13 protein-coding genes are annotated in these 15,911 nt (G+C 68.5%); 11 read left to right on the forward strand and 2 right to left on the reverse strand.

Annotated features, from left to right (window positions below; all coding sequences use genetic code 11):
- The first annotated feature begins 126 nt into the window (after positions 1 to 126).
- The 6 genes from ruvC (at position 127) to A5782_RS18580 (ending at position 4,730) form a co-directional block, all read left to right on the forward strand.
- Entirely contained in the window at positions 127 to 681 is a 555-nt protein-coding gene (gene ruvC / locus A5782_RS18555) for a crossover junction endodeoxyribonuclease RuvC (RefSeq protein ID WP_067103286.1), read from the forward strand.
- Positions 678 to 1,280, forward strand: a complete 603-nt coding sequence (gene ruvA / locus A5782_RS18560) for a Holliday junction branch migration protein RuvA (protein ID WP_067103289.1) — start codon at positions 678 to 680, stop codon at positions 1,278 to 1,280. Before ruvC ends, ruvA begins: the two co-directional genes overlap by 4 nt.
- A complete protein-coding gene (gene ruvB / locus A5782_RS18565; RefSeq protein WP_067103291.1) occupies positions 1,277 to 2,344 on the forward strand; it encodes a Holliday junction branch migration DNA helicase RuvB in 1,068 nt (355 codons plus the stop codon). The genes ruvA and ruvB overlap by 4 nt, the downstream gene beginning before the upstream one ends.
- A 327-nt stretch (positions 2,345 to 2,671) precedes the next feature.
- Entirely contained in the window at positions 2,672 to 3,367 is a 696-nt protein-coding gene (locus A5782_RS18570; RefSeq protein ID WP_067103293.1) for a hypothetical protein, read from the forward strand.
- Between the two features lie 158 nt (positions 3,368 to 3,525).
- Positions 3,526 to 3,909: a DUF1304 domain-containing protein gene (locus tag A5782_RS18575; RefSeq protein WP_067103296.1), complete on the forward strand. Its 384-nt coding sequence runs from the start codon at positions 3,526 to 3,528 to the stop codon at positions 3,907 to 3,909.
- 131 nt (positions 3,910 to 4,040) lie between these two features.
- Complete coding sequence (locus A5782_RS18580) at positions 4,041 to 4,730, forward strand: hypothetical protein (RefSeq protein ID WP_067103298.1); 690 nt, start codon at positions 4,041 to 4,043, stop codon at positions 4,728 to 4,730.
- Positions 4,731 to 4,795: 65 nt separating this feature from the next.
- Here A5782_RS18580 and car read toward each other — a convergent pair whose 3' ends face one another.
- Both car and gabT read right to left on the reverse strand, forming a co-directional pair.
- Positions 4,796 to 8,314 carry a carboxylic acid reductase gene (car, locus tag A5782_RS18585; protein ID WP_067103300.1) on the reverse strand — a complete coding sequence of 1,173 codons (3,519 nt, stop codon included), beginning with the start codon at positions 8,312 to 8,314 and terminating at the stop codon, positions 4,796 to 4,798.
- A 148-nt stretch (positions 8,315 to 8,462) separates the two neighbouring features.
- Entirely contained in the window at positions 8,463 to 9,803 is a 1,341-nt protein-coding gene (gene gabT / locus A5782_RS18590) for a 4-aminobutyrate--2-oxoglutarate transaminase (RefSeq protein WP_067103362.1), read from the reverse strand.
- Positions 9,804 to 10,022: 219 nt separating this feature from the next.
- Between gabT and yajC the strand changes: the two genes are divergently transcribed.
- The 5 genes from yajC (at position 10,023) to A5782_RS18615 (ending at position 15,898) form a co-directional block, all read left to right on the forward strand.
- On the forward strand, positions 10,023 to 10,349 hold the full coding sequence (yajC, locus tag A5782_RS18595; protein WP_067103302.1) for a preprotein translocase subunit YajC: 327 nt from the start codon (positions 10,023 to 10,025) through the stop codon (positions 10,347 to 10,349).
- 113 nt (positions 10,350 to 10,462) lie between these two features.
- Positions 10,463 to 12,364, forward strand: a complete 1,902-nt coding sequence (gene secD / locus A5782_RS18600; RefSeq protein WP_067103304.1) for a protein translocase subunit SecD — start codon at positions 10,463 to 10,465, stop codon at positions 12,362 to 12,364.
- Positions 12,365 to 12,367: 3 nt separating this feature from the next.
- Entirely contained in the window at positions 12,368 to 13,648 is a 1,281-nt protein-coding gene (secF, locus tag A5782_RS18605; protein WP_067103307.1) for a protein translocase subunit SecF, read from the forward strand.
- A gap of 5 nt (positions 13,649 to 13,653) precedes the next feature.
- Positions 13,654 to 15,348 (forward strand): ABC transporter substrate-binding protein, encoded by a 1,695-nt coding sequence (locus A5782_RS18610; RefSeq protein WP_067103309.1) that lies wholly within the window; start codon positions 13,654 to 13,656, stop codon positions 15,346 to 15,348.
- Between the two features lie 7 nt (positions 15,349 to 15,355).
- Positions 15,356 to 15,898 (forward strand): adenine phosphoribosyltransferase, encoded by a 543-nt coding sequence (locus tag A5782_RS18615; protein ID WP_067103312.1) that lies wholly within the window; start codon positions 15,356 to 15,358, stop codon positions 15,896 to 15,898.
- The last annotated feature ends 13 nt before the right edge of the window (positions 15,899 to 15,911 follow it).

Raw genomic sequence — 15,911 nt, forward strand, 5'->3', positions numbered from 1 at the left:
TTTTCGCGGGTTCGGCGCCTTAACGTCACTCCGGGGAATCGACGGCGCCGCCGCGTGTCCTACCCGGACCCGTCGGCGCCGGCCGCTAGGGTATCGAACAGCTGTTCTAGTAGGTGGGAGCGGGTAATGCGGGTGATGGGCGTCGATCCCGGCCTGACCCGATGCGGTCTGTCGGTCGTCGAAAGCGGGCGTGGGCGCACGGTCGTCGCGCTGGACGTCGACGTGGTGCGCACGCCCTCGGATGCGCCGCTCGCCCAGCGGCTGCTGAAGATCAGTGATGCCGTCGAGCATTGGCTGGCGACCCACCAGCCCGACGTCGTGGCGATTGAGCGGGTGTTCTCCCAGCTCAACGTGTCGACGGTGATGGGCACCGCCCAGGCCGGTGGCGTAATCGCGCTGGCGGCGGCCAAACGCGGCATCGACGTGCACTTCCACACCCCCAGCGAGGTCAAGGCCGCGGTCACCGGCAACGGCGCGGCCGACAAGGCGCAAGTCACCGCGATGGTCACCAGAATCCTTGCGCTGCAATCCAAACCGTCACCGGCCGACGCCGCCGACGCGCTGGCGCTGGCGATCTGTCATTGCTGGCGGGCGCCGATGATCGCCCGGATGGCCGCGGCCGAAGCGATGGCCGTCGAGCAACGACAGAAGTACAAGGCCAAGCTGAAGGCCGCGCGATGATCGCCTCGGTGCGCGGCGAGGTCCTCGAGGTGGCGCTCGATCATGTGGTGATCGAGGCCGCCGGCGTCGGCTACCGCGTGAACGCGACCCCGTCGACGCTGTCCACGTTGCGCACCGGGACCGAGGCGCGGCTGATCACCGCCATGATCGTCCGCGAGGACTCGATGACGCTGTACGGCTTCACCGCCACCGATACCCGCGATCTGTTCCTGACGCTGCTGTCGGTGTCGGGCGTGGGGCCCCGCCTGGCGATGGCGACGCTGGCCGTGCACGACGCCGGGGCGCTGCGACAGGCGCTGCACGACAGCGACGTCACCGCGCTGACCCGGGTGCCCGGGATCGGCAAGCGCAGCGCCGAGCGGATGGTGTTGGAGTTGCGTGACAAGGTCGGTGTCGGCGTGGCGGCCGGGGGAGCGTCGCCGGGTGCGGCCCTCAACGGCCACGCGGTGCGCGGTCCGGTGGTGGAGGCCCTGGTGGGGCTCGGGTTTGCCGTCAAGCAGGCAGAAGAAGCCACCGACAAGGTGCTGGCCACCGAACACGCCGCCACCACGTCGGCCGCCCTGCGCGCCGCCCTGTCATTGCTGGGTAAGTCCCGATGACTCCGCACGACGTCGGGGACGATTACGCCGATCGGGAGGTCTCCGGCGCGCTGGCGTCCGGCGAGGGCGACGTCGACGTCAGCCTGCGACCGCGCTCGCTGCGGGAGTTCATCGGCCAGCCGCGGGTGCGCGAACAGCTGCAGCTCGTCATCGAGGGCGCCAAGAACCGCGGCGGCACACCGGATCACATTCTGCTGTCCGGTCCGCCGGGTCTGGGCAAGACGTCGCTGGCCATGATCATCGCCGCGGAGCTCGGGTCCTCGCTGCGCCTGACGTCGGGGCCCGCGCTGGAACGCGCCGGTGACCTGGCGGCCATGCTGTCCAACCTGGTCGAGCACGACGTGCTGTTCATTGACGAGATCCACCGCATCGCCCGGCCCGCCGAGGAGATGCTGTACCTGGCCATGGAGGACTTCCGGGTCGACGTGGTGGTCGGCAAGGGTCCCGGGGCGACGTCGATTCCTTTGGAGGTGGCGCCGTTCACGCTGGTCGGCGCAACCACCCGGTCCGGCGCGCTCACCGGCCCGTTGCGGGATCGGTTCGGTTTCACCGCGCACATGGACTTCTACGAACCCCCGGAGCTGGAGCGGGTGCTGGCCCGCTCCGCCGGGATTCTGGGCATCGAACTCGGCGGCGATGCGGCCGAGGAGATCGCCCGGCGCTCGCGCGGGACGCCGCGGATCGCCAACCGGTTGTTGCGCCGGGTTCGTGACTTCGCCGAGGTGCGCGCCGACGGCGTGATCACCCGCGACGTCGCCAAGGCCGCGCTGGCGGTCTACGACGTCGACGAGCTGGGCCTGGACCGGCTGGACCGGGCGGTGCTCTCGGCGTTGACCCGCAGCTTCGGCGGTGGCCCGGTCGGGGTGTCGACGCTGGCCGTGGCGGTGGGCGAGGAGGCCGCCACCGTCGAGGAGGTGTGCGAGCCGTTCCTGGTCCGCGCCGGCATGGTCGCGCGGACTCCGCGGGGCCGGGTTGCCACCGCCCAGGCGTGGACGCACCTCGGCATGGCTCCACCTGCCGGGGTCACCGGCCTCGGCCAAGCCGGTCTGTTCGACGAGCGGTGATCGCGCGCGGTGCCGGGCGACGTGGGTCGCCCCGATCGGGCCGGCGGGTCGCTCGCCACCATCGGCTGCTTCGATGCCGCCATCGACGGGCTCGGCCGTTTCGCGGCCAAATCGTGACCTTTGCCCGGGCCGGGGCCCGAGCGTCCGCCCGGTCCGGCCTCCGACCTGCTCAGACCGGCTCGGCGGCGGGCAGCCCGGCCCGGCCATTCCGGCCTTATCCCGCTCGGATGGCCCCAGCAAACGCCTAAGCGGCCCTCAACCGGTTACACCCCGGCGCGGCCGGGTAACCAGGCTCGCAAGCAGTAATACCTGTTGAAGGAGGTTCCGATGAGGACCACGAGCCACGACTATGACCGCCCTCGCGCGCTGTACATGCCCCGTACCCGCGGCGCGCTAACCGGGTTACTTCTGATTCTCCTGGGCGCGTGGGGCGCATTGGTGCCGTTCTTCGGGCCCAACATCGATTGGGCGTACATGGCCGACCCGGCATGGACGTGGACCACGGCCAAAGGCTGGCTGGAGGTGCTCCCCGGGGTCGCCGCGGCGGTGGGCGGCCTGCTGGTGCTCATGTCCGGCAATCGCGCCAGCGCCGTGCTCGGCGGCTGGCTGGCGGTCGCCGGCGGCGCCTGGTTCGTGGTGGGCCGCGCGTTCGCGTCGACACTCGGAATCGGGGACCTCGGTCAACCGGTGGCGTCGTCGGACCTGAAGCGCGCCCTGCTCGAGGTCACCTACTTCACCGGTCTGGGCGCCCTGATCGTGTTCCTGGGCGGCGCCGCCGTGGCGCGCCTGGCCGTTCGACACGCGCGAGACGTCGTGGCGACCCAACCGGCGCCCGTGGCAGGTGAGGCCGTGCCCGCGGCCGAACCGGCCATGTATGACGAGACCCGGGGCGCGCCGCCGGCGCGGACGGACGCCGTGGCGGCCGGACCGGGGCCCCGCAAGCGCTTCGCGGGTGGCTTATTCCATCGGCGCGCCGACGAAGGCGGCTTGTTCCACCGCCGCCACCACCACGCTGGCGCCTAGCGCGACAAGCAAGTAAGGCGCGAGGCACCGGTAGCCGCTGGCTGCCGGTGCCTTTCGCGTCGGGCTGGCCCGGGCAACCCCGGGTCGGTAGAGTTCAGCGGCGCCGCGACCTGCGTGAATCTGGCCGCAGCCCAGGCCTGGACCAGCGAGGAGGAGCGATGATCACCGCCGGGTTGGTGTTCGCCGCACTGGCGGCGTTGCTGCATGTCTACATCTTTGTGATCGAATCGTTGACCTGGACCTCGCCGCGCACCCGCGCCACCTTCGGCACCACCGCCGCCGAAGCCGAAACCACCAAGGCGCTCGCCTTCAACCAAGGCTTCTACAACTTGTTCCTGGCCATCGTGACCGGCGTGGGAATTGTCGCAGTTGTCTTGGGGCACACCGGCATTGGAGCGGCACTCATCTTTGCCGGTGTCGGATCGATGGCCGCGGCCGCGGTGGTGCTGGTCGCGTCCGCGCGCGACAAGGCGCGCGCCGCCGCGACCCAGGGCACTTTTCCGGCGATCGCAATCGTGCTCCTGCTGCTCGGCCTTCGCTAGTAACACCAGTATCACCAGCCCCAAAAGCCCCGGCCAGCGGTGGCTTTCGCGCGCCTCGTGGGTTAGTAGTGGAAAGCGCTGGGTAACCATCCCAGGCCGGAATCAGACCCGGTATTCAACGAGGGGATGTCATGAAATACGCACAAGACGGCCAACCCCGCGGGCTGAGTATGCCGCGCTCGCGTGGCGCGGTCAGCGGATTGCTCCTGGTCATTTTGGGAGCTTGGGGGGCGTTAATACCGTTTGTTGGTCCGCATTTCAATTTCGCTTACACACCGGACCGGGACTGGGCATGGAGCACGGCCCGGGGCTGGCTGGAAGTGGCGCCGGGAGCGGCTGCCGCACTGGGCGGTCTATTGCTGATCGTCGCCGGGAACCGTGTGGCCGCCATGCTGGGCGGTTGGCTGGCCGTGCTGGCCGGCGCCTGGTTCGTCGTGGGCGGTCAGGTCGCCCCGTTGCTGGGGATCGGCTCCGCCGGTGACCCGATCGCCGCGACCGAGCGCAAGCGCGCGGTGCTCGAGGTCACCTACTTCTCGGGCCTGGGCGCGCTGATCATCTTCGTGGGCGGGGTGGTGCTGGCGCGCACCGCCGTACGCCTGGCCCGCGACGTGCACCCGGTGGCGGGCCAACCCGCGGCGGCGCCGGGCGTTGAGCCCTACCGGGATTCGGTCTACGAGCCGGCCGAGGTCTCCTCGGGCGCGCTGACCAAGCCGCGATCCTCGGTGGACCCCGCGCCGAAGCGGGGATGGCGTCGTAACCGCGCCGGTGCGGGGTCGGGCGCGAACGCCGCGTATCTGCGGTGGCCGCACCCGCAGCAGTAGTTCAGCAGATAGCAGAAAGTGGCCCGGCCCTGAAAAGGGCTGGGCCACTTTCTGTTTGGCCTACCTCAGAGGAGTCCGAGCAACTGCAGGTTGGTGATGTACTGGACGATGACCGGTGCCGACACATGCGGAATGTCTTTGTCGGGACCGATTTTCGCTTCCTGCACCGCCGCGCGGAACACATCGGTGGGTGCCATCGAGCCGTTGATCGGCTTTTCCGGCGTCTGGTAGTTGTGCAACAGCGGCAGCAGCGAGTACTGACGCTGCCGATCCGGCAGGGCCCGCAGCGACGTCTCGAACCGCCGCAGCCATTCGGAGTAATCGGCGATGCGTTCGATGGAATACCCGGCCTCGATCAGCCAGTCGATGTACTCGTCGAGTCCGATGCCGTCGTCGTAGGGGTTCATCACGTGGTACGTCTGGAAACCGTTGTCGCTGTCGGTGATCTGCGTTCCCAGCGTCGAGATCGCCGCGGCGATGAACTCGACCGGCAGACCGTCGTAGTGCGCCGGCTGCCGGTTGCCGTCGGCGTCGAGCTCGTAGAACGAACCGGGCGCGATACCCGTGGCGACCAGGCTCAGCATCAGCCGGGTGAACATGTCCGGCAGGTTGAGCTGTCCGGCATAGGTCGTGTCGGCCAGGATCATGTCGCAGCGGAACACCGTGACGGGCAGCCCGCACAGGTCGTGTGCCTCACGCAGTAACACCTCGCCGGCCCACTTGCTGTTGCCATAGCCGTTGGCGTAGTTGTCGTTGATTTCGCGCGTGGCGCTGATCTCCCGGATGTCGGCGTTCTCGACGAACCTGCCCGGCTCGATCTGGTCACCCACCCCGATCGTCGACACGTACGTGTACGGCTTTTGCTTGGACGTCAGCGCAATCCGCAGCAGCTCTGCGGTGCCCAGGGCGTTGGGCCCGAACAGCTCGCTGTACGGCAGCACGTGGTTCACCAGTGCCGCCGGGTCAACGATGACGTCGACCGTGTCGGCCAGCCGCTGCCAGGTCTGCTGGTCCAGGCCGAGGTTGGCCTCACCCTTGTCGCCCGCGATGACCTCGAGGTGGTCGGCGGCCAGCTTCTGGTAATGCGCCAGCAGTTTCGGGTCGCCGCTGTCGAAGGTCTTGTCCAGCCGGGCGCGCGCCTCCTCGTCGGACCGGGCCCGCACCAGGGCGATCACCTTGCCGTCGACCATGTCCATCCGCTCGAGCCAGTCCAGTGCCAGGTATCGGCCCAGGAATCCGGTCGCGCCGGTCAACAACACCGTGCGCACCTCGGTCGCCGGCTTCGGCAGGCTCGGCGCGGCGGCCAGGAGGGCCTCGTCGAGGAACTTGTCCAACGTGAGGTCACTGGCATGCACCGTCGTCGTACCGCGTCCGTGCACGGCGGCGAACGTCGGCCGCTTGGAGCCCTGCCGCTCGGCCTCGATGTAGCTGGCGATGGCCGCCAGGTCGTTGGCCGGGCTGACGATGACGCCCACCGGCACGTCGACGTCGAAGATCTCGCGCAGCAGGTTTCCGAATGTCAACGCCGACAACGAGTCTCCGCCCAGATCGGTGAAGTGGGCGTCCGGCGACAGGTCGTTGGTCGCGGCCCCGAGCATGGCGGCCGCGGCCCGGCTGACGGTCTGCAGCACCGGCGCGTCGGCGCCGCTGCGGCGCAGTTCGGCCAACTCGTTGGCCTGTCCTGCGGCCAGGTCGGCGTAGATCTGCTCGAGCCGTTCCCCGTAGTGCTGCTTGAGCTTCGGCCACGCCAGCTTGCGGATCCCGGTCAGCAGGCCGTTTTCCAGCGTGAACGGGGTGGTCTCGATGATGAAGTCGCGCGGCACCTCGTAGGACTGCAGGCCGGCCTCTTTCGCCACCTTCTGCAGGGAGTCGGCGATTTTCGGCTTCAGCGATTCGATGTCGTTGTCCGCCAAGGCCTCTTCGGTCGGCACCACGACCGCCAGCAGGTAGGGCTGAGAGCTGTTGCCGTAGACGTAGATCTGGCGAATCAGCGGGCTGTTGCCGAACACCGCCTCCAGCTTGGCCAGCGTCACGAACTCGCCCTGCGCCAGCTTCAACACGTTGTTGCGGCGATCGACGTACACCAGCCGGTCCGGAGCGATCTCGGCGAACACGTCACCGGTCCGGTAGTAGCCGTCGTCGTCGAAAACGTCGGCGGTGGTCTCGGCCCGCTTGTAGTAGCCGGGGAACATGTTCTCGGTCCGCAGCAACAGCTCACCGCGCGGATGGGGCCGGTCGGTGCTGAAGTAGCCCAGATCCGGGACGTCGACCAGCTTGTAGTCGATGACCGGCGGACGCTGAATCTCCCCGTCGAACAACACCATTCCGGCCTCGGTCGAGCCGTACCCGTCCATCAGATGCATCTGGAGCAGCGACTCGGCCCACTTCTTCAACTCCGGTGAGGTGGGGGCCGAGCCCGTCATCGCGAAGATGAACCGGCCGCCCAGCAGGTATTGGCGCTGTTCGTCCAAAATTTCCGCTTCGACGGCGGTGCGGTCGCCGCCATCGGCCAGACGCCGCTCGACCTGGCGCTGGAATTCACCGAACAGCGTCTCCCAGATACGCGGGACGAAGTTCATCTCCGTGGGCCGCACCAGCTCGAGGTCTTCGAGCAGGGTGGACAGATCGCTGCGGGCCGCGAAGTAGGCGGTGCCGCCGTTGCCCAACGTGCCGTAGAGGATTCCGCGTCCCATGACGTGGCTCATCGGCATGAAGTTGAGGGTGATCGACGCGGCGCTCTCGCCGAACCAGTTCTTGCTGCCGCGCCGCCACATCTTGCCGACATTGCTCTGGGGGTACATGGCACCCTTGGGCGCGCCGGTGCTGCCGGAAGTGTAGATCAGCAGGGCCAGCGAGTCCTCGTCCGTGTGTGCGACCTCCTCGGCGACGGCCGGCAGGTCCTTGCCGCGGTGCAGCACGTCGGCGAGCGTCTCGACAACCACGTCGGTGCCGGCCAGCCGCGCCACCGCGCTGTCCACGGCCTCGCGCTGGTCGTCGACCGCCGGCAGATAGTCGAACACGACGAGCTTGCCGGGCACGTGGTCGCCGCGCAGGATCAGCTCCACGGCGTCGGGCAACTGGTTGACGCTCGACGCGATCAGGCTGGGCTCGGTCTCGGCCACGATCGGCTGCAGCGACGTGATCGCCGCGCTGGTCTGCAGGGGCACCGATACGGCCCCGATCGTGCCCAGGGCCATGTCGATGGTGGCGTAGTCGACACTGTTGAAACCCAGCACGCAGACCCGGTCGCCGGGGCTTACCGAGTCACTGGCCCAGGCGCGGCCGAGGGCCGAAACACGTTCGCCCAGTTCGCCATACGTGATGGTCTCGAAGCGGGGGAGCAGCTCGGCCGTCGTCCGCCCGGTCTTGGGATCCTTGACGAACTCCACCACGCGCTGCCCCAGTGCCGGCCGGTCCGCGTAACCGTCGAGCACGGTCCGGATGATCTGCGGCAGCCGCAGCCCGGGCTGTTCGAGGGCGGCGGTGATAGCCGGGTTCGGCCGGGCGGCGGCGAACTGGGGGTCGTTGGCAATGAGTTCCTCGACGCGGCGGTCGAGTTCTTCGTCATGAATAGCAGTCGACATAACAGATCCCTTGCAAATGAAAGTTAGCGAGTCAAATTGCGCTGTCCGCGCTGACATATAGAACGTTAGCTAAAGTAACGGTATTCCACCATGATCCGGCCTTTATGGCGTTTGTGAGATTGCCCACCCGGGCCGGCGTCACCGGGTGTTAGAGGTCGCGGAGCAACCCGCCGATGATGTCGATGCCCTCGCTCAGCAGCTCGTCGCTGATGGTCAGCGGGGGCAGCAGCCGGATGATGTTTCCCCACATGCCGCAGGTCAGAACGATCACGCCGGCGGCGGCCGCCGCGACCGACAGCTTCTGGGTCAATTCTTTGTCGGGCTCGGCGGTTCCCGACTTCACCAATTCGATGGCGATCATGGCGCCCCGACCGCGTACGTCGCCGATCCGGTCGTCGCCGGCCTGCAGACGCAGCAGTGGTTCGGTGATCAGGCGTTCCAGCTGCTGCGCTCGTTCGATCAAACCGTCGTTCTCGATTGTCTCGATGGTGGCCAACGCCGCCGCGCAAGCCAGTGGGTTTCCGCCGAAGGTGCCCCCCAAACCGCCGACATGCGGCGCATCCATGATCTGCGCCCGGCCGGTGACGGCCGACAGCGGCAGTCCGTCGGCGATGGCCTTGGCCGTGCAGATCAGGTCGGGCTCGATGCCCTCGTGCTCACACGCGAACATCGCCCCGGAGCGCGCGAATCCGGTTTGCACCTCGTCGGCGATGAACACCACGTCGTTCTTGTGGCACCAGTCCAGCAGGGAGGGCAGGAATCCCTCGGCCGGAACGATGAACCCGCCCTCGCCCTGGATCGGCTCGATGATGAGGGCGGCCAGGCTGTCGGGCCCGATCTGGCTGTCGATGATGTTGATGGCCCGCGCGGCGGCCTTTTCCCCGTCGGTGGCCAGGTCCTTGTCGATAAGGCCGTCCCGATAGGGGTAGGACAGCGGCGCCCGGTAGACCTCCGGCGCGAACGGGCCGAAGCCGCCCTTGTAGGGCATCGACTTGGCGGTCAGCGCCATCGTCAAGTTGGTGCGGCCGTGGTAGGCGTGGTTGAACGCCACCACGGCGGGCTTGCGCGTGTACGCGCGCGCGACCTTGACGGCATTCTCGACCGCCTCGGCCCCGGAGTTGAACAGCACCGAGCGCTTCTCGCCGGAACCCGGCGTGATTCGGTTGAGCGTTTCGGCGACCGCGACGTAGGACTCATACGGCGTCACCATGAAACAGGTATGGGTGAACTCGGCCACCTGCGCGCGCACGGCTTCGACCACGCGGGGCGACGAGTTGCCGATCGTCGTCACCGCGATACCGGATCCGAGGTCGATCAGCCGGTTGCCGTCGACGTCCTCGATGATGCCGCCGCCGGCGCGCGCGACGAAAACGGGCACCGACACATTCACCGCGTGCGACACCGCCGCCGCCCGCCGCTTGCTCAGCTCCAGCGATGCCGGGCCTGGGATCTCGGTGACCAACTGGCGGGTCTGCTCGAGGCTGGCCACCACATAACTCCTCCCCGCGGCGCGCGCATCACGTCGCCTCAAAAGCCTATCGAGCTTGACGTCCGCGGGCACTCCGCGCACCGTGGCGGTCGGTCGCGACCCGTGGCCTGCCAGACTGAACGGGCACACTGGACCGTTACGAGGTGCGCGACGCTCGAGTCCTACCGGCACCTACCCCCCGTAATGCCCCGAATATTTAGACGAAAGACAGGCGCGTCCATGCAGAGTCTGATCCTGTTCCTGCCGTTCCTGCTCATCATGGGCGGGTTCATGTACTTGGCATCGCGCCGTCAGAAGCGTGCGATGCAGGCCACCATCGACCTGCACGAGTCATTGCGCCCGGGCGACCGGGTGCACACCACGTCGGGCCTGCAAGCCACCGTCGTCGAGATCACCGAAGACACCGTCGACCTCGAGATCGCACCCGGGGTCGTGACCACCTGGATGAAGCTGGCGGTCCGCGACCGGATCCTGCCCGATGACGACGAAGACCTGGTCGACGGCGACGACTCCGCCGACGAGGGCTCGATCACCAAGGATTCCTGACGGGGATTCCCCGCCAATCGCTCAACCGGCGGACCGCTTGCGCAACGGGCAAGTGAGGGCCACGTAGGCTCTGTCGGGGGTAAGTAACCGATTTTCGAGGAGATAGAAGGAACGTGGCATCGTCTTCGGCGCCGGTGCACCCTGCCCGCTACCTGTCGGTCTTCTTGTTATTGCTCATCGGCGTCTACCTGCTGGTGTTTCTCACCGGGGACAAGCGGGCCGCGCCCAAGCTCGGCATCGACCTTCAGGGAGGCACCCGCGTCACGCTGACCGCGCGCACCCCGGACGGGTCCAAGCCCAGCCGCGAGGCGTTGGCGCAGGCCCAGCAGATCATCGGTGCCCGGGTCAACGGACTCGGCGTCTCCGGTTCGGAGGTCGTCGTCGACGGCGACAACCTGATCATCACCGTGCCCGGAAACGACGGCAACGAGGCCCGCAACCTGGGCCAGACCGCCCGGCTCTATATCCGGCCGGTGCTCAACTCGATGCCGGCCGAGAGTGCCCAGCCGAAGCCGGCGCAGCGTCAGCCCGCGCCCGGTCAGCCCGCTCCGGGTCAGCCAGCTCCGGGACAGCCGGCACCCGGCCAACCTGCTCCGGGTCAGCCCGCGCCTGGACAACCGGCTCCCGCTCAACCCGCTCCCGCTCAGCCCGCTCCCGCTCAGCCCGCTCCCGCTCAGCCCGCTCCGGGTGCCCAGCCCCGGCCGTATCCGCAGGACCCGCCGCCGACGCCCAGCCCCGCACCTCCGGCTCCCGCACCCGCGCCGGCTCCCGCACCCGCGCCGGCTCCCGCACCAGCGCCGGCCCCCGCGCCCGGGGCACCGGCTCCCGCGCCGGCAGGGCCCGCAGCGCAGGCGCCGCCCGGCGAACAGCCCGCGCCGCCCGATCCGCGCAAGGAACTTGCCGACCGCATCGCCGATGAGAAGAAGTGGCGCCAGAGCACGCGTCAGGGCATTCAGTTCCTCGCCCTGCAGTTCCAGGCGACGCGCTGCGACAAAGAAGACATCCTGGCCGGCAACGACGATCCCGCCCAGCCGTTGGTCACCTGCTCCACCGACCACAAGGTCGCCTACCTGCTGGGACCGTCGATCATCAGTGGTGACCAGATCCAGGACGCCAGCGCCACCCAGAACCAGCGCGGCATCGGCTACGTCGTCGACCTGCAGTTCAAGTCCGCCGCGGCGAACACCTGGGCGGATTTCACCGCCGCCCACATCGGCACCCAGACCGCGTTCACCCTGGACTCGCAGGTGGTCAGCGCGCCCATGATCCAGGAGGCGATTCCCGGCGGCCGTACCCAGATCAGCGGCGGCGATCCGCCGTTCACCGCGGCAACCGCCAAGCAGCTGGCCAACGTCCTCAAATACGGCTCGCTGCCGCTGTCCTTCGAAGCCTCGGAGGCCCAAACCGTCTCGGCGACACTGGGATTGACCTCGCTGCGCGCGGGACTGATCGCGGGCGCGATCGGCTTGATTCTGGTGCTGGTGTATTCGCTGCTCTACTACCGGGTGCTGGGACTGCTCACGGCCCTGTCGCTGGGCGCCTCCGGGGCAATGATTTTCGCGATCCTGGTGATCCTGGGCCGTCAGATCAACTACACCCTGGATCTGGCGGGCATCGCGGGTCTGATCATCGGTATCGGCACCACCGCCGACTCGTTCGTCGTCTTCTTCGAACGCATCAAAGACGAGATCCGCGAAGGCCGTTCGTTCCGGTCGGCGGTGCCACGCGGGTGGGTGCGGGCCCGCAAGACGATCGTGTCGGGTAACGCCGTCACCTTCCTGGCCGCCGCGGTGCTGTACGCCCTGGCGATCGGCCAGGTGCGGGGATTCGCCTTCACGTTGGGCCTGACCACAGTCCTCGACATCGTGGTGGTGTTCCTGGTGACCTGGCCGCTGGTGTACCTGGCGTCCAAGTCCCCGACGCTGGCAAAGCCGGCCTACAACGGCCTGGGCGCCGTCCAACGGGTCGCCCGCGAACGCCGGGCTTCGGCGCAGGTCAAGACGGGACGGGGATAGCACATGACTTCCTCCAAAGCCTCCAAAGACGCCACCGAGATCACCGAAGCCTCCGAGGGCGCCACCGAGTTGACCGACAGCGCCGCCGCCGGCCTGCCGCACCACGGCTTCCTGTCGCGCCTCTACACCGGCACCGGCGCCTTCGAGGTGGTTGGACGGCGCCGGTTCTGGTTCGGCATCAGCGGCGCGATCGTCGCGGTCGCCGTCCTGTCCATCCTGGTGCGGGGCTTCACCTTCGGTATCGACTTCAACGGCGGCACGACGGTGTCGATGCCCGCCGCCGGGAAGACGGGCACGGTGCAGACCTCGCAGGTCTCAGAGGTGTTCCGCAAGGCCCTGGGCAGTGATCCGGAAGCAGTGGTGGTCGTCGGTAACGGCGCCGGCGCGACCGTGCAGATCCGCTCGAAAACACTGACCAACGACCAGACGACGAAGCTGCGCAACGCCCTGTTCGACGCGTTCGGACCAAAGGGCGCCGACGGCAAGCCCAGCAAGCAGGCCATCAGCGACGCGGCGGTCTCCGAGACCTGGGGCGACCAGATCACCGACAAGGCGCTGATCGCGCTCGCCGTCTTCCTGGTGCTGGTCGGCGTCTACATCATGGTGCGCTACGAGCGGTACATGGCCATCTCCGCGCTGACGACCATGGTTTTCGACCTGAGTGTCACCGCCGGGGTGTACTCGCTGGTCGGTTTCGAGGTCACGCCGGCCACCGTCATCGGCTTGCTGACGATCCTCGGTTTCTCCCTCTACGACACGGTCATCGTGTTCGACAAGGTCGAGGAGAACACCCACGGCTTCCAGCACACCACCCGGCGCACCTTCGCCGAGCAGGCCAACCTGGCGATCAATCAGACGTTCATGCGTTCCATCAACACCAGCCTGATCAGCGTGTTGCCGGTGCTGGCGCTGATGGTGGTGGCGGTGTGGCTGCTGGGCGTCGGCACGCTGAAGGACCTGGCGCTGGTGCAGCTGGTCGGCATCCTGGTCGGCACCTACTCGTCGATCTTCTTCGCCACGCCGCTGCTGGTCACGCTTCGCGAGCGCACCGAGCTGGTGCGCACCCACACCCGCCGCGTGATGCGGCGGCGTAGCCCGGCCTCGCGCGCGGTGACCGAGACCCCCGGCGATGACGACGCCGAGACCGCCGAGGAATCGGAGGCGACGGCGACCGCGGCCGAGCCGTCCAAGCCCGCCCCGAGCAAGCCGGCGCCCGGCGCGCGTCCCGTGCGGCCGACCGGGACGCGGCGTCCCACCGGCAAGCGGAACGTCGGCCGGCGGTAGGCACCATGGCCACCAGGTACCGGGAGACTGGGGCCGGTCGTGGCGTGCTGATCGGCCGTCGGGCCTGGGCGGTTTGGATCGGCGCCGGATTGGCGGTAGTGCTGGCGGCGGGTTTCACGCTGACCGCTTGCGCAGGTAGCGCCGCGTCCCAGATCGACTACGTGGTCGACGGCCCACTGACCACCTACAACACCAACACCGTCGTCGGCGCCGCGTCCGCCGGAGCCCAGGCATTCGCCCGCGCGCTCACCGGCTTCAGCTACCACGGGCCCGACGGGCAAGTCGTTGCCGACCGCGACTTCGGCACCATTTCGGTGGTCGGCGGCACGCCGCTGGTGCTGGACTACCAGATCGCCGACAACGCCGTCTACTCCGATGGCAAGCCGGTGACCTGCGACGACATCGTGCTCGCCTGGGCGGCCCAGTCCGGCAAGTTTCCCGACTTCCACGCCGCCACCCAAGCCGGCTACCTCGACATCGCCAACGTCGAATGCATGCCCGGGCAAAAGAAGGCCCGGGTGTCCTTCATCCCGGACCGCGGCGTCGTCGACTACAACCAGCTGTTCACCGCCACCTCGCTGATGCCGTCGCACGTCATCGCCGACCAACTCAACGTCGATGTGACCGCGGCCCTGCTCAGCAACAACGGGCCGCTGGTGGCTCAGATCGCGAAGCTGTGGAACACCATCTGGGACCTCAAACCCGGGGTCGACCTCAAGCATTTCCCGTCGTCGGGGCCGTACAAAATCGAATCCATCCTCGATGGCGGCGCGGTGGTGCTCGTCGCCAACGACCGGTGGTGGGGCCCCAAGGCCATCACCAAGCGGGTCACCGTGTGGTCGCAGGGACCCGACATCCAGGATCGCGTCAACAGCCGCAGCGTCGACGTGGTCGACGTCGCCGCGGGTTCTTCGGGGGCGCTGACCACGCCGGATAACTACGAGCGCTCCGATGGACCGTCGAATGGCGTCGAGCAACTGATCTTCGCCCCACAGGGGCCGCTGGCGGCGTCCAAGGCCCGCCGCGCGGTCGCGCTGTGCACGCCGCGCGACACACTGGCCAAGGACGCGGGAGCGCCGATCGCCAACTCCCGCTTGGAACCGGCCGCCGATGATGCGGCGTCGGCCGCCGACGGGGCCGCCGAGGCCGACCCGTTCAAGAAGGCCGATCCGGTCGCCGCGCGCAACGCGCTGGGCGGTGCGCCGATGACGGTACGGATCGGCTACCAGGGACCGAATGCGCGGCTCGCGGTCAACGTCGGCGTCATCACCAAAGCGTGCGCCGCGGCCGGTATCACCGTCGTCGGCGTCACCCTGGACGGCCCGGGGCCCCTGGCGCTCGAGGACGGAAAGATCGACGCGCTGCTGGCCAGCACCGGCGGTGCCACCGGCAGCGGGTCGACGGGGTCGTCGGCGCTGGATGCCTACGCCCTGCACACCGGCAACGGCAACAACCTCTCCAGATACACGAATCCCCAGGTCGACAACGCAATCGGCGCGCTGGCAGTCTCGGCCGACACCGCCGAGCGAGCCAGGCTGCTGACCGAAACCGCCCCGGTACTGTGGGGCGACATGCCCACCCTGCCGCTGTACCGGCAGCAGCGCACGCTGCTGACCTCCAAGAAGATGTACGCGGTGAGCAAGAACCCCACTCGTTGGGGCGCGGGCTGGAACATGGACCGATGGGCCCTGGTGCAGTGAGGTTCCCATGACGAACGCCGGCGAGCGAGCGCCGGTGGCCGAGCTGATCGAGTCGCTGACGCGCAAGGTGGCCGATTTCCCCAAGCCGGGGATCCAGTTCAAGGACCTCACCCCGCTGTTCGCCGACGCCACGGCGATGACGGCGATCACCGGCGCGTTAGCCGAGCTCGCGTCCGGAGCCGATCTGGTGGCCGGCATCGAGGCCCGCGGGTTTCTGGTGGCGGCGGCCGTCGCCGACCGGCTGCAGACCGGCGTGCTGGCCATTCGCAAGGCCGGGAAACTGCCGCCGCCCGTACACGCCGAGCAGTACGACCTGGAATACGGCAGCGCGACGCTGGAGATTCCCGGCGACGGCCTCGACCTGCGCGGACGCAACATCGTGATCATCGACGACGTGCTGGCCACCGGCGGCACCCTGGCCGCGGCCGCTCGGCTGCTCGAGCGCACCGGGGCCCACGTGATGGCGGCGGCGGTGGTCTTCGAGCTCGACGCGCTGCGCGGCCGGGACGCGGTCGCGCCGTTGGCAGTGCACAGCCTGACTTGCGAGTAGCGCTTAGGCATTG

Source organism: Mycobacterium sp. 852002-40037_SCH5390672 (genome assembly GCF_001665875.1).
Lineage (GTDB): Bacteria > Actinomycetota > Actinomycetes > Mycobacteriales > Mycobacteriaceae > Mycobacterium.

Coding starts and splice junctions, on each gene's coding strand:
- yajC (WP_067103302.1), top strand. CDS start 10,023: ATGCAGAGTCTGATCCTGTTCCTGCCGTTCCTGCTCATCATGGGCGGG.
- secF (WP_067103307.1), top strand. CDS start 12,368: ATGACTTCCTCCAAAGCCTCCAAAGACGCCACCGAGATCACCGAAGCC.
- car (WP_067103300.1), bottom strand. CDS start 8,314: ATGTCGACTGCTATTCATGACGAAGAACTCGACCGCCGCGTCGAGGAA.
- A5782_RS18570 (WP_067103293.1), top strand. CDS start 2,672: ATGAGGACCACGAGCCACGACTATGACCGCCCTCGCGCGCTGTACATG.
- ruvB (WP_067103291.1), top strand. CDS start 1,277: ATGACTCCGCACGACGTCGGGGACGATTACGCCGATCGGGAGGTCTCC.
- A5782_RS18610 (WP_067103309.1), top strand. CDS start 13,654: ATGGCCACCAGGTACCGGGAGACTGGGGCCGGTCGTGGCGTGCTGATC.
- A5782_RS18615 (WP_067103312.1), top strand. CDS start 15,356: ATGACGAACGCCGGCGAGCGAGCGCCGGTGGCCGAGCTGATCGAGTCG.
- ruvA (WP_067103289.1), top strand. CDS start 678: ATGATCGCCTCGGTGCGCGGCGAGGTCCTCGAGGTGGCGCTCGATCAT.
- A5782_RS18575 (WP_067103296.1), top strand. CDS start 3,526: ATGATCACCGCCGGGTTGGTGTTCGCCGCACTGGCGGCGTTGCTGCAT.
- A5782_RS18580 (WP_067103298.1), top strand. CDS start 4,041: ATGAAATACGCACAAGACGGCCAACCCCGCGGGCTGAGTATGCCGCGC.
- ruvC (WP_067103286.1), top strand. CDS start 127: ATGCGGGTGATGGGCGTCGATCCCGGCCTGACCCGATGCGGTCTGTCG.